Here is a 13802-nt window from a genome sequence, read left to right as displayed (position 1 = left end):
TGCGTCGGCAAAACAGAATGGCAAATAATCACTCGCCCCGATGGCGGGGCGAGAGAGGCGACTCACAGGACGTAGCGAACCAGCTCGATCTTGCCGAGTGCGGTGTACATGGCTTCGATGTGCTCCTTGCTCTGGGCTGTGACCGTCACTCGTACCGAGTGATAGTTGCCCTTGGTGCTGGGCTGAACGGTCGGGCTGTAAGTGCCCGGGGCATGTTGCTGCAGCACTTCAACCACCTGATCCGGCAGGGCGGGATCGGCCACGCCAAGCACCTTGAACGGGAACTTGCAGGGGAACTCCAGCAGCTCATCAAACTTGGTATTCATCTCACTCACCTTTAGCGTCGTCACGAAACGACTTCATCTTGCATCTTGTCTGGCCGAGGTACTCGGGCCGCCAGTCGCGTCAACCATGGGCACGGCTCCATCTTATATGGGCACTGCCCGGCGCGGGATCAAGCCCGCCAGGTCGACAGGACGTGGGAATGCTGCTTTTTACCACAAATGGAGCGTCGGCGGAACCTGCAGATTGCAGGGTTATTCACTGCCATGATGCGGTAAAGACAGCTGCGGCGCCTGTTGGCGCCGCTGTTTGGTCAGGATCGTGCGCAGGTTACTTGAACCAGCTGGCGACCAGCATCACCAGGTAATCCCACAGACGGCTCATCAGGCCACCTTCCTGCACCTCTTCCAGGGCGACCAGCGGAACCTGCTTGATCTCCTTGTCACCCTGCTTGAGGAACACGGTACCGACGCGCTGACCCTTGGCCAGCGGGGCCTTCAGCTCGCTCTCGAGCTGGAAGTCCGCCTTGAGGTTGTTGCCCTGGCCACGGGTGACCAGCACGGAGACATCCTGATCGACGCCCAGTTTCACTTCGGACTTGTCGCCCATCCAGATCTTCTGGGTCACCAGCTCGGTACCTGCCTTGTAGGGGGTCAGGCTCTGGAAGAAGCGGAAACCGTAGGTGAGCAGCTTCTTGCTCTCGGCGGCGCGGGAGCCTTCGCTGCTGGCGCCCAGCACCACGGCGATCAGGCGCATGCCCTCGTTGTTGGTGGCGGAGGAGACCAGGTTGTAGCCGACCTGGCTGACGTGGCCGGTCTTGATGCCATCCACTTGCAGGGACTGATCCCACAGCAGGCGGTTGCGGTTGTGCTGGGTGATGCCGTTGAACACGAACGACTTCTGGGAGTAGATCTTGTACTCCTCCGGCAGGTCGCGGATCAGCGCCTGACCCAGGCGGGCCATGTCATGGGCGGTACTGTAGTGGCCTTCCGCATCCAGACCGTGGGGGTTCATGAAGTGGCTGTCGTTCATGCCGAGCTTGGCGGCCCAGGAGTTCATCAGGCTGGCGAAGGAGTCGGTGCTGCCCGCCAGGTGTTCGGCCATGGCGACGCAGGCGTCGTTGCCGGACTGGATGATGATGCCCTTGTTGAGATCATCGACCGAGACCTGCTTGCCCACTTCGATGAACATCTTGGAGGAGTCGGAGTAGTTCTTGGACCAGGCGTTCTGGCTGATGGTCACCATGTCGGTGCGCTTGATGTTCCCCTTCAGCAGCTCCTGGCCGATGATGTAGGAGGTCATCATCTTGGTCAGGCTGGCGGGGGGCAGACGCTCTTCGGCGTTCTGCTCGGCCAGCACCTGACCGGAGTAGTAGTCGATCAGAATATGGGCCTTGGCGGAGATCTCCGGCGCGGCAGGCACCACCATGGGGGCGCTGTTCAGGGTGGGGACCGGCTGGGCAGTCGGCAGCGCCGAATCCGGCGTCGGTACCGGCTGGTTGGCCTGGGCGGTCGCGCTTAGCAGGGAGGCCAGAATAACGGAACGGGCAAATTTGGACATCTTGAAATTCCTGGTGCCTGGATGGGGATTACCCAAGTTGAAAAAAAGCGGGCTCCACTATACCAGATGTGCCGGTCGGTCATAGTCCGGTGTGCCATCTGGTCTGGTTTTTTATCCATCGGTTGTCGGCGTCACGCCGGGAAACGACGTGACGCCTGGATAAGGTTGTGTTCCGTTGCTATCAAGGAACGATAAAGGCCTGCTCCAGCCCTCCCTGCCGGATCTGTTCCAGCAGGCTTGCCTGCTGATCGGCGGCGACCGGTCCCAGCAGCACCCGGAAGATGGCGTCGTGGGCCACCACCTGGTAGGGCACGCCGTAGCGCTGGGTCATCACCTTGCCCATGGCCTCGGCCCTGGGTTGGGAGCCGCTGGCCAGCACCTGGATCATCTTGCCCTGGCCGGTTGCGGCCTTGGGCGTGGAGAGGGTGCCGGTCGCCGTGGCGGCCGCCGCGGGAGCGGCCTTGGCCGGGGTGACTGTGGTTGCAGCCTCAGGCTGGGCCTCACCCAGGAAGGCGGCCTCCTGGGCAGCTGGCTGCATGGGTTGCATCGGCGTCATGGGCACCATCTCGACCATCTGATCCGGCTGATCGGTGATGAGCTCGAGACGCACCCTGGCCTCGCCCCCATCGACCATCTCCAGCTGCTTGGCCGCGGCATGGGAGAGATCGATCAGGCGCTCGCTGCCGAAGGGACCGCGATCGTTGACCCGCACTATGGTCTCCAGCCCCTTGTCCAGATTGGTGACCCGCACATAGCTCGGCAGCGGCAGGTTGCGGTGGGCGGCGCTGAACAGGGTGCTGTCCTGCACGTCGCCGTTGGCGGTCTTGTTGCCATCGAGATCCTGGGACAGCCAGCTGGCGGTGCCTTCCTCGCTGTAGTGCTTGATGTCGCGCCACACCTCGTACTTCTGCTTGCCAATCCAGTAGTCCCGGTTGCCGCTCTCGCTCATGGGCTCGGGGCGCGGGATGGCGCCGGTCGCCTGCGGTATCTCGATCACCTGGGGTTTTTCCGGCTGCACCTGGACCGGCGGCGGGGGAGCCTGCTCCGGTTGGCTGCTACAGGCGGCCAGCAACAAGGTCAGCGTGAGGGGGAGAAGTTTGTGGCTGTAATGCATATGCGTCCTGGATGGCTTGACTGAGTTGATGCACCGCCATCGCATAGAGAGGGCTGCGGTTGTAGCGGGTGATCACATAAAAATTGTGGCGCGCGACCCAGTATTCCGGTCCATCGGCCTGCTCCAATGCCAGCAGTTTCACCGGCGTGTCCGGTGCCAGCGGGGTGGCGAGCTCAATCCCGGCGGCAGCCAGCTCGGCCCAGCGCTGCTTGAGCTCGGGCTCGGGCGCAAGCAGGGTACCTACAGGCGCCAATCCGATCAAGGCGGGTTCCACCACAGACTCCCCCCAGCGCCAGCGGTGCTCGGCAAAGTAGTTGGCCACGCTGCCGATGGCGTCCGCCGGGTTGGCAAACAGATCCCGCTTGCCGTCGCCATCGAAATCGACGGCGTAGTGGCGATAGCTGGAGGGCATGAACTGCCCCATGCCCATGGCGCCGGCATAGGAGCCCTTGAGAGCGGTGAGCGGCCACTTCTCTTCCCGGGCAAGCAGCACCAGCTGGGCGAACTCCTTGGCGAAGAACTCCTCGCGGGCGGGGTAGTGGAACCCCAGGGTATAGAGGCTGTCGAGCACCGGGTGGCGGCCCATCTGGCGGCCATAGAAGGTCTCTATGCCGATGATGGCGACGATGAGGGAGGCGGGCACCCGGTAGTGCTGCTCGGCCCTGGTCAGGGTGGCGGCGTGGCGTTGCCAGAAGCCGACCCCGTCCCGGATCCGCTCCGGGGTGACGAACAGCGGCCGGTAGCGATGCCAGGGCTTGGCCTCCCAGGGGCGGCTGATGGTGTCGAGCACCTCCTGGCGCAGCCGCGCCTGGACGGTCGCGGCCTGCAACTCGGCCAGCGGCACGGATTGCTGCTCGGCCAGCAGGCTCAGCCGCTCGGGGGAGACGCTCGCCCCCGCCGTGAGCGAACAGGCGCAGAGCACCAGCCAGCCAGCTCTCATCAGGCTAGCAGTCGTCTGTGGGTCTGGATGGACATCAGGATGCCGAAGCCCGCCATCAGGGTCACCATGGAGGTGCCGCCATAGCTCACCAGGGGCAGGGGCACCCCCACCACAGGAAGGATGCCGCTCACCATGCCCATGTTGACGAACACATAGACGAAGAAGGTGAGGGTCAGGGCACCGCCGAGCAGGCGCTCGAAGCTGTTCTGGGCCTGCATGGAGATGAAGAGGCAGCGGCTGATGATATAGAGGTAGATGACCAGCAAGAGGGCCACCCCCACCAGGCCGAACTCCTCGCTGAACACAGCGAAGATGAAGTCGGTGTGGCGCTCGGGCAGAAACTCCAGCTGGGACTGGGTGCCCTGCAGCCAGCCCTTGCCGAACACGCCGCCTGAGCCGATGGCTATCTTGGACTGGATGATGTGGTAGCCGCGGCCGAGGGGGTCCTTCTCCGGGTCCAGCAGCATCAGCACCCGCTGGCGCTGGTAGTCGTGCATCAGGAAGAACCAGAGCACCGGCATGAAGGCGCAGATGAGCAAGACAGCGAGCCCGATCAGCCACCAGCTGATCCCCGCCAGGAAGATGACGAAGAAGCCGGAGGCCGCCACCAGGATGGAGGTGCCGAGATCGGGCTGGGCGGCGATGAGCAGGGTGGGCAGCAGCACCATCACCAGGGCTATCATCACATGGCTGAACTTCGGCGGCAGCGAATGCCGGCTGAGCCAGGCGGCCACCATGATGGGCATGGAGAGCTTCATCACCTCGGAGGGCTGGAACTTCATGAAACCGAGATCCAGCCAGCGCTGGGCCCCCTTGCCGATATGGCCGAACACGTCCACCGCGATGAGCAGCAGCACCACCAGGGTGAACAGGGGCACGGACCAGCGCGCATAGAGGGAGGGGGGCAGCTGGGCCAGGCCTATCATCAGGCCGAAGGCGAGGCCGCCACGCACCAGCTGGCGCACTATGGAGTCAAAGTCCTGGCCCGAGGCGGAGTAGAGCACCACCATGGAGAGGGTCATCAGCGCCAGCAGGCCGAGCAGCAGCGGCAGGTCGATGTGCAGCTTGTACCAGATACTCTGCTGGCGGGCGGAGTTACTCATGAGAGAAGACCTCGTTCTGCATGGATGGCCTCGGGAGGAGAGGCAAGGTGCGCAGCAGGCGTGCGGCGTTATTCATTGGGCACGGCCTCGCTCTGATCCGGGCTTTGGGTGGACGGCTTGTCGGGCGCCGGCGGCAGCTGGGGTTCTGGCGGCAGCAGGTAGGCATCCAGCATGTGGCGGGCGACCGGCGCCCCCATGGCACTGCCGCCACCGGCGTTTTCCAGCACCAGGGCCACCACGGCCTTGGGAGCCTCGAACGGTGCGAAGGCGACGAAGAGGGCGTTGTCACGGTGCTCCACCTTGGTGGTGGCCGCGTTGTAGACCTGGTTCTCCTTGAGGCCCACCACTTGGGCGGTGCCGGACTTGCCCGCCGCCTTGTAGGGGGTATTGGCAAAGGCGCGGCGGCCGGTGCCCTCATGGCCGTTGATGACGCGCCACATGCCGTCCTTGGCCACCTGCCAGTAGGTGTCGCTCTTGGCGGCGATGGCCACGTTCGGGTTGATGGGGGCGTTGACCACGCCATCCGCCGAGGCGGTGCTCTTGAGCAGGTGCGGCGTCACGTCGTGACCGTTCTGGGTCAGTATGCTGATCGCCTTGGCGAGCTGGATGGGGGTGGAGCTCCAGTAGCCCTGGCCGATGCCGATGGAGATGGTGTCCCCCTGATACCAGGGCTGACGCCAGCGCGCCATCTTCCAGTCGCGGGACGGCATGACCCCCTTGGTCTCTTCATAGAGGTCGACGCCACTGTACTGACCGAAGCCGAACTTGGTCATGTAGCTGTGGATCTTGTCGATGCCGACCCGGTAGGCGAGATCGTAGAAGTAGGTGTCTGCCGATACCTCGATGGCGCGATAGACGTCGAGCCAGCCATGGCCCCAGCGGCGCCAGTCACGAAACTTCTTGGTGGTGCCCGGGATGGAGAAGCTGGGACCGCCGAAGTAGCGATAGTTGGGGGTGATGGCCCCCTCATTCAGCCCCATCACCGCCATCATGGGCTTGACGGTGGAGGCGGGGGCATAGATGCCCTGGGTGGTGCGGTTCACCAGCGGGCGCGCCGGATCGTTGAGCAGCGCCGAGTAGTTGGTGTTGGAGATGCCGGTCACGAACAGGTTGGGGTCGTAGCTCGGGCTCGACTCCATGGCCAGGATGGCGCCGGTATTGGGATCCATCATGACGATGGCACCCCGACGGCCGGCCAGCAGCTCCTGCGCTTTAAGCTGCAGGCGGATGTCGATGTTGAGGTAGATGTCCTTGCCCGGCTCCGGCGGCTGGAACTTGAGGGTGCGCACCACCCGGCCGCGGTTGTTGACCTCGACCTCCTGGTAGCCCGCCACGCCGTGCAGCTGATCCTCGTAGAACTTCTCCACCCCCTGCTTGCCGATGTCCTTGGTGGCGGCATAGTTGGCGAGCTTGTCCTCCTTGTCGAGGCGCTCCACGTCACGGGTGTTGATCTTGGCCACATAGCCCAGCGCATGGGTCAGGGTATCGCCAAACGGATAGTAGCGCTTGAGATAGGCCTCAATGCTGGCGCCCGGGTAGTTGTGCTGGTTGACCGAGAAGAGCGCGACCTGGTACTCGGTCAGCTTCTCGAACAGGGGCACCGGCTTGAAGCGGCGCTGGCGCTTCACCTCGGCCAGGAACCGCTCCTTGGTCCCCTCCGGCAGGGCCAGCAGGGTGATCAGCTCGTCGGCCGTCTTCTCCAGATCCTCGGTCTCTTCCGGCACTATCTCCAGGCTGTAGACGGGGCGGTTCTCCGCCAGCAGCACCCCGTTGGCGTCATAGATGAGGCCCCGTGGCGGTGCCACCGGCACGACCCGGATCCGGTTGTCGTTGGATCGGGTCTGGTAGGTTTCGTAAGACTCTACCTGCAGGTAGTAGAGATTACCCAGCAGCACCAGCATGAGGACGACCATGCCGATGTAGGCTACCAGGGTGCGCCGGAAGAACAGACGTCCCTCGGCACTGTGATCGCGCATTTCGATGCGATTCTTCAGCATGCCGTTACCTTATGGCTGACGGGGAGCAAGGGCGGGTACCACATGGACTATTCCCTGTGGTACTGGGTGTATGGGGGCGTGATGTGCCAAGGGATCATGGCTCATTCCCTGTGATACGGATGATTGGTGGTAATGCTCCAGGCCCGGTAGAGGCTCTCGGCCACCAGCACCCGCACCAATGGGTGAGGCAGGGTCAGGGGTGACAGGGACCAGCTCTGTTCGGCGGCGGCCTTGCACTCGGGGGACAGGCCTTCAGGCCCGCCCACCAGCAGCGCCACATCCCGGCCATCGAGCTTCCAGGCTTCCAGTTGCACGGCGAGCTGCTCCGTGGTCCAGGGCTTGCCGGGAATGTCCAGGGTGACGAGGCGCGAGCGGCCGGCGGCGGCCAGCATGGCTTCCCCCTCCTTCTGCAGGATGCGGGGAATGTCGGCATTCTTGCCGCGTTTGCCCGCGCCTATCTCGACGAGTTCGAACGGCATGTCTTTCGGGAAACGGCGACGGTACTCTTCGAAGCCATGCTCTACCCAGGCAGGCATCTTGGTGCCCACTGCAATCAACTGGATCTTCATCGTTCGTTACGCTTGCACCTGGGTGCCACCCCAGAGTTTCTCCAGTTGGTAGAAGTCGCGGTACTCATCCTGCATCACATGGACGATGACGGAACCCATGTCCACCAGCACCCATTCACCGGTGAGCTGACCTTCCACGCTGAGCAGATCGAGCCCCGCATGGCGGGCCTCGCTGGCCAGGTGGTGGGCGATGGCGCTGACGTGGCGATTGGAGTTGCCGGAGCAGATGATCATGGTGTCCGTGATGCTGGATTTGCCGCGTACATCCAGGGTGATGATGTCGCGGCCTTTCATGTCATCGATCTTGTCGACGATAAAGGCGAGCAGTTCTTGGCCTTGCAATGTCTTCTCCTATCTTCCGGCGCCAGAGGGCGGCGGATTATATCATGGTCACTCCCGTTTCCCAGTCTGGCAAAGGGGAATGGATCCGGGGCCGCCGCCCGTGGGCAAGGCAGGCCCCTGTTGATCACTATAGTGCGCAACCGGGCGGGACAATAGTCAAGCCTGTGCCGGGTGCGCCTCAGGGTGTCGGCTGACAAACCCGCGTGGCGCCGCTCACCGGCCTGGCGATGGCTGATAGAGCCGGTGCTGCCGGATGTAGTCGGCGACCGGGGCCGGCAGCAGGTACCTGGGATCCTGCCCCGCCGCCAGCAGAGCCCGCAGCCGGGTGGCCGACAGCTCAATGGGCAGGTTGTCAGCGATCCAGACATGGCCCTGACGGTGTCGATGCAGATCCTGCACATCCCGGGTCTGGTGGCGGGCCAGCAGGCTGGCCACTTCGCCCGGGTAATCCGGTTGCCAGCCCGGGCGCTTGCTCACCACCAGGTGGGCATGATCGAGCAGCTCCTGCCAGCGATGCCAGCTCGGCAAGCCGAGCAGGGAGTCCATGCCCATCAGGAAACAGATTGGGGTATCCGGCAGCTCCTGCTTGAGCTCGATGAGGGTGTCTATGGTCCAGGAGGGCTTGTCCCGTTGCAGCTCCCGCTCATCAACCACGAAGCCCGGGTTCTCCGCCGCCGCCAGTGCGACCATGGCGAGCCGCTGCTCGCTGGAGCAGAAGGGGTTGGCGCGATGGGGCGGGATATGGTTCGGGAGCAGGCGCACCTCGGCCAGGCCCAGGGCGTCGCGGGCCTCGATGGCGGGCCTCAGATGACCGATGTGGATGGGGTCGAAGGTGCCGCCCAGGATGCCGATGGGAGCCTTCAGCATGAGACTCTCCCAGTCAGATCATGGAGGGTCCCCAAGGGGCCGGCCCTGCGTTCAACCGGGGCGCTCAGCATGGTTCCGCCTCCAGCAGGGGCAACGGCGTGCCATCGCGAAAACCCAGGGCTATGGTCTGCAACATCAGCCAGGCCTGCTCGGTGTCGAACCGGCGCTGGGCGTCGTCGAGCCGGGCCATCAGTTGCCACAGCTGCTGTATCTTGCCAACGGGCAGCCGGGTCAGGGCCTGCTGAATGAGTTGCTGGCGGCTCTGCCAGATGCGCAACCGGCTGAAGTGTTCCACCAGCGGCTGACCGGCGCGGGCGGCCAGGGCCAGCTCGGTGAGCTGCTCCAGCTCCCGGCACAGGGTCCAGGCCAGCATGCCGGGCTCGGTGCCCTCGGCCCGCAGCGCCAGCAGGATGCGCTGGGCCCGGTTCACCTTGCCCTCCAGCAGGGTATCGACGAGCTGGAACGGGGTGAAGTGGGCGTGCCGTATGATGGTCTCCTGCAGATAGGCGACGCTGATGGGCTGGGGCGGGCCGAGCAGGGTCAGCTTCTCTATCTCCTGGCTCGCGGCCAGCAGGTTGCCCTCAAAGGCGTGACACATGAAGTTGACCGCATCCGGCAGCGCCTTGAGGCCGAAGCGTTGAAACCTCGCACTCATCCAGCGCGGGAAGAAACGGGGCTCGGGGTGATTGACCGGCACATAGGTGCCGCTCTGGCTCAGCTTGTCGAACCAGGCTGCCTTCATCTGGGTCTGGTTGAGACGCCCCCCCGAGAGCACCAGCAGCAGGTCGGGATGAAGCTGCTTGCCGATCTCCGTGATGCGGGCGGCGAGATCCTTGTCGACCTTGGCGGGCAGCTCCAGCTCGATGATCTGGCGGGCCGAGAAGAGGCTCAGGGCCTGACAGGCGTCATAGACCTGATTCCAGTCCAGCCCGGCTTCCACCACGAAGCTGTGGCGTTCATCGAACCCCTGTTTGCGGGCCACCTGGCGCACGGCGTCGATGGCCTCGAGCTTGAGCAGCGGCTCGTCACCAAAAACGAGATAGCAGGGCTTGAGCCCTGCCTTGAGATGATCGCTGAACTGCTCGGGATAGACTCTCATCAAGAAGCTCGCATCAGAACTTGACCTGGCTCAGCTGACGGATCACCAGGTTCGCGGCCTGCTCCTGCATCTCCTTGCCAAGCTGCTCCTGCTCGCGGGAGGAGGCCAGCGCCGCATCCGGCTTGTTCAGGAAGCTGCGGTTGAAGGTGATGGGGAAGACCTGGGTCGGTTTGCCCGGCATGGAGACGGTGAACTGGGTGCTGTAACCCAGCAGGTACTCGCGGTCCTGGCCGATGGAGTCGACCGAGGCAACCTGGCTGCTGCTGCTCACCCCGGACAGGGTCAGCACCGGAATGCCCTCCTTGTCCGCCAGGGTCACCCCGGAGGCCTTGAGGCGGGTGGTCACCAGCCGATAGAAGTCGCTCTTGTTGTCACCGACCACCTTCATGGTCATCAGCTCCGGGGGGATGGCGGTTCCCCGCATCTGAAAACCGCAGGCCTGCAGCAGCAGGCCCGTCAGCATGATGGCAATCCAGCGAGTGAGGGACATGCCCATGTGAATTCCTCTTTGCATCAAGTGAAGAACGGCGGGCGCTTGCCCGCCGTCACATATGGATTCAGACCCCTGCAGCTCTCCTCCCCCGACAGGGGGAGGAGGCCGGGAGTGCTGGTCATCCTCAGTTTGCGACTATGTTGAGCAGCTTGCCCGGTACGTAGACCACCTTGCGCACGGTCAGGCCTTCGGTGAACTTCTGCACCGAGGCATCGGCCATGGCAAGCTTCTCGACGTCGGCCTGGCTTATCTCGGCCGGGACGGTCAGCTTGCCGCGCATCTTGCCGTTGATCTGCACCACCACCAGCTTCTCGGTCTCGACCATGGCCGCTTCATCCGCCACCGGCCAGGCCGCGACGTCGATGTCCCCTTCCTTGCCCAGCATCTTCCACAGCTCGAAGCCGATGTGCGGGGTGATGGGGTAGAGCATGACGACCACGGCTTCCAGCGCTTCCTGCATCAGGGCGCGGTCCTGCTCGTCAGAGCCCAGCTTGGCCAGGTTGTTCATCAGCTCCATGATGGCGGCGATGGCGGTGTTGAAGGTCTGACGGCGACCCACGTCATCGCTCACCTTGGCGATGGTCTTGTGCAGCTCACGGCGCACAGCCTTCTGCTCGTTGGAGAGGGCGGCGGCATCCAGTACCGGTGCTGCACCTGCCGAGACGTGCTCGAAGGTGGTGCGCCACAGGCGACGCAGGAAGCGCTGGGCGCCCTCTACGCCGGAGTCGGACCACTCCAGGGTCATGTCGGCCGGGGAGGCGAACATCATGAACAGGCGGACGGTATCGGCGCCGTAACGCTCCACCATCAGCTGTGGGTCTATGCCGTTGTTCTTGGACTTGGACATCTTGGTCATGCCGGAGTGGATCACTTCACGACCTTCGTTGTCGATGGCCTTGGTGATGCGACCCTTGTCGTCACGCTCTACCTTGACGTCGGTCGGGCTGACCCAGACGTTGCCACCCTTCTCGTCCTTATAGTAGAAGGCGTCGGCCAGCACCATGCCCTGGCAGAGCAGGCGCTTGAACGGCTCGTCGCTGTTCACCAGGCCTGCATCACGGAGCAGCTTGTGGAAGAAGCGGGCGTAGAGCAGGTGCATACAGGCGTGCTCGATACCGCCTATGTACTGATCCACCGGCAGCCAGTGGTTGGCGGCCGCCGGATCCAGCATGCCCTTGTCGTAGTCCGGGGAGCAGTAGCGGGCGTAGTACCAGGAGGACTCCATGAAGGTGTCGAAGGTATCGGTTTCCCGGAACGCTTCCTGGCCGTTGTAACTGGTCTTGGCCCACTCGGCGTCGGCCTTGATGGGGCTCTGGATGCCGTCCATCACCACGTCTTCGGGCAGCAGTACCGGCAGTTGATCTTCCGGGGTCGGCACCACTGTGCCGTCGGCCAGGGTCAGCATGGGGATGGGGGCACCCCAGTAACGCTGACGGGAGACGCCCCAGTCGCGCAGGCGGTAGTTGACGGTACGCTTGCCGTGACCGAGGCCTTCCAGCTTGCTGGCGATGGCATCGAAGGCGCCCTGGAAGTCCAGACCATCGAATTCGCCGGAGTCGAACAGCACGCCCTTCTCGGTGTAGGCGGCTTCGCTTACGTCCACGTCGCCATCAATCGGCTTGATCACCGCCTTGATGTCGAGGCCGTATTTGGTGGCGAACTCGAAGTCACGCTGGTCGTGGCCCGGCACCGCCATCACGGCGCCGGTGCCGTAGTTCATCAGCACGAAGTTGGCGACCCAGACCGGCACCTTGCGGCCATCCAGCGGGTGAATGGCGTAGAGGCCGGTGGCCATGCCCTTCTTCTCCATGGTCGCCATGTCAGCCTCGGCGACCTTGGTGTGCTTGCACTCCTCGATAAAGGCAGCCAGCTCGGGATTGGTTGCGGCAGCCTGGGCGGCCAGCGGGTGACCGGCGGCTATGCCCACATAGGTCACGCCCATGAAGGTGTCCGGGCGGGTGGTGTAGACCTCCAGCTGCTCGTCCTGACCCTCGATGGCGAAGCTGATGTTGACCCCTTCGGAGCGGCCAATCCAGTTGCGCTGCATGGTCTTGACCATCTCCGGCCAGCCTTCCAGATTGTCGATGTCGCTGAGCAGCTCTTCGGCGTAGTCGGTGATCTTGATGAACCACTGGGGGATCTCTTTCTGCTCCACCGGGGTGTCGCAGCGCCAGCAGCAGTTGTCGATCACCTGCTCGTTGGCCAGCACCGTCATGTCGTTCGGGCACCAGTTGACGGAGGAGGTCTTCTTGTAGACCAGACCCTTCTCGTAGAGCTTGGTGAAGAACCACTGCTCCCAGCGGTAGTAGTCCGGCTTGCAGGTGGCAAGCTCTCTGTCCCAGTCATAACCCAGACCCAGCATCTTCAGCTGGTTCTTCATGTATTCGATGTTTTCGTAGGTCCAGGGGGCCGGTGCCGTGCTGTTCTTGATGGCGGCGTTTTCCGCCGGCAGACCGAAGGCATCCCAGCCGATGGGTTGCAGCACATTCTTGCCATTGAGCCGTTGATAACGGGAGATCACATCACCTATGGTGTAGTTACGCACGTGCCCCATGTGTAGACGACCAGACGGATAAGGGAACATGGAGAGGCAGTAGAACTTTTCCTTGTCTACTTTCTCCACGGCCTTGAAGGTTTTCTTGGCATCCCAGTGCTGTTGCACTGCTGGTTCTATGGATTGGGGAACGTATTGCTCTTGCATTGGTGACATCCGGATCTGTGAAATGAATAGATAAATCAGCTGGGAAATCCCGATAGAATACCCATATCCTGCGGCGGCAACAACCGCCAGCATCCGCCCAGTCTCAGGCCGACCCGGGCAGCATCGAGGTTTCACGGAGCAGCAGGGGTGACAGAGGGCGGCAACCACCGCCAGCACGGCTCAGTCTCTGGCTCAGGCCGGGCACGATCAGGGTTCAGCAGAGGAGTAATGGCCATGGACAAACGTCGACAAGGGTATGAAGCCTTCATCGCCCAGCTCAAGAAGCAGTGGGAGGAGACCGAAGAGTTTCAGGGAGAGCGCCTCAACCGGATGATCGCCAAGGTACAGGCCTATCTGGAGGCGGCCGGCGATCTGACCCAGGACGAGCTGGCGCTGATCGCAGAATACGTGAAGCGGGATCTCGGCAACTATGACGAGAGCCGCGCCGAGGTGCCCGAGTCCGCCTTTATGCTGGCGCTCAAGGACACCGTCTGGTCCTGGCTGGCGGACGTGACCGACCGCGCCCAGGTGGAGTGGAGCGAACTGGCAGACGAACTGGAACACAAGGGCGTCTATCGGGCTGGCGACTGGGTGGGGCTGGGGGTGCTGGTGTGCGATCACTGCGAGTGGCGCCAGACTGTGCTGCACCCGCAACAGCTCGGTACCTGCCCGGAGTGCGGCGCCAACGAGTATCATCGCGAACCGCTCTCACCTTGACATAGGGTGATGAGGTTA

The 13802-nt window shown here is 63.3% G+C and carries 13 protein-coding genes; 1 reads left to right on the top strand and 12 read right to left on the bottom strand.

Features of this window, described 5'->3' with window-relative positions:
• Window positions 1-62: 62 nt before the first annotated feature.
• From ybeD to leuS, 12 genes are all read right to left on the bottom strand, one after another.
• Complete coding sequence (gene ybeD / locus AC1IN8_RS05925) at window positions 63-326, bottom strand: DUF493 family protein YbeD (RefSeq protein WP_005329804.1); 264 nt, start codon at window positions 324-326, stop codon at window positions 63-65.
• 286 nt (window positions 327-612) lie between these two features.
• On the bottom strand, window positions 613-1842 hold the full coding sequence (locus tag AC1IN8_RS05920; RefSeq protein ID WP_005329807.1) for a D-alanyl-D-alanine carboxypeptidase family protein: 1230 nt from the start codon (window positions 1840-1842) through the stop codon (window positions 613-615).
• A 181-nt stretch (window positions 1843-2023) separates the two neighbouring features.
• Complete coding sequence (locus AC1IN8_RS05915; protein WP_479758356.1) at window positions 2024-2956, bottom strand: septal ring lytic transglycosylase RlpA family protein; 933 nt, start codon at window positions 2954-2956, stop codon at window positions 2024-2026.
• Window positions 2898-3896: a lytic murein transglycosylase B gene (mltB, locus tag AC1IN8_RS05910; protein WP_479758355.1), complete on the bottom strand. Its 999-nt coding sequence runs from the start codon at window positions 3894-3896 to the stop codon at window positions 2898-2900. The genes AC1IN8_RS05915 and mltB overlap by 59 nt, the downstream gene beginning before the upstream one ends.
• Complete coding sequence (gene rodA, locus AC1IN8_RS05905; protein ID WP_139434103.1) at window positions 3896-4999, bottom strand: rod shape-determining protein RodA; 1104 nt, start codon at window positions 4997-4999, stop codon at window positions 3896-3898. The genes mltB and rodA overlap by 1 nt, the downstream gene beginning before the upstream one ends.
• 68 nt (window positions 5000-5067) lie before the next feature.
• On the bottom strand, window positions 5068-6996 hold the full coding sequence (mrdA, locus tag AC1IN8_RS05900; protein ID WP_005329814.1) for a penicillin-binding protein 2: 1929 nt from the start codon (window positions 6994-6996) through the stop codon (window positions 5068-5070).
• 101 nt (window positions 6997-7097) lie between these two features.
• On the bottom strand, window positions 7098-7565 hold the full coding sequence (gene rlmH, locus AC1IN8_RS05895; protein ID WP_319912722.1) for a 23S rRNA (pseudouridine(1915)-N(3))-methyltransferase RlmH: 468 nt from the start codon (window positions 7563-7565) through the stop codon (window positions 7098-7100).
• 6 nt (window positions 7566-7571) lie between these two features.
• Window positions 7572-7907 (bottom strand): ribosome silencing factor, encoded by a 336-nt coding sequence (gene rsfS / locus AC1IN8_RS05890; protein ID WP_139434100.1) that lies wholly within the window; start codon window positions 7905-7907, stop codon window positions 7572-7574.
• A gap of 213 nt (window positions 7908-8120) precedes the next feature.
• Window positions 8121-8774 (bottom strand): nicotinate-nucleotide adenylyltransferase, encoded by a 654-nt coding sequence (nadD, locus tag AC1IN8_RS05885; RefSeq protein WP_247625726.1) that lies wholly within the window; start codon window positions 8772-8774, stop codon window positions 8121-8123.
• A 64-nt stretch (window positions 8775-8838) separates the two neighbouring features.
• On the bottom strand, window positions 8839-9873 hold the full coding sequence (holA, locus tag AC1IN8_RS05880; protein ID WP_479758354.1) for a DNA polymerase III subunit delta: 1035 nt from the start codon (window positions 9871-9873) through the stop codon (window positions 8839-8841).
• Window positions 9874-9886: 13 nt separating this feature from the next.
• On the bottom strand, window positions 9887-10369 hold the full coding sequence (locus AC1IN8_RS05875; RefSeq protein WP_106887591.1) for an LPS-assembly lipoprotein LptE: 483 nt from the start codon (window positions 10367-10369) through the stop codon (window positions 9887-9889).
• 121 nt (window positions 10370-10490) lie between these two features.
• Window positions 10491-13067, bottom strand: a complete 2577-nt coding sequence (leuS, locus tag AC1IN8_RS05870) for a leucine--tRNA ligase (RefSeq protein ID WP_479758353.1) — start codon at window positions 13065-13067, stop codon at window positions 10491-10493.
• Window positions 13068-13301: 234 nt separating this feature from the next.
• Between leuS and AC1IN8_RS05865 the strand changes: the two genes are divergently transcribed.
• The gene (locus tag AC1IN8_RS05865; protein WP_139434096.1) at window positions 13302-13784 is read left to right on the top strand and encodes a zinc ribbon-containing protein; all 483 of its coding nucleotides are present in this window, start codon (window positions 13302-13304) and stop codon (window positions 13782-13784) included.
• The last annotated feature ends 18 nt before the right edge of the window (window positions 13785-13802 follow it).

It is taken from the genome of Aeromonas sp. 130281, assembly GCF_056642115.1.
Note: the sequence above shows the minus strand (reverse complement) of the source record. Positions and strands in the feature narration are given on the sequence as shown.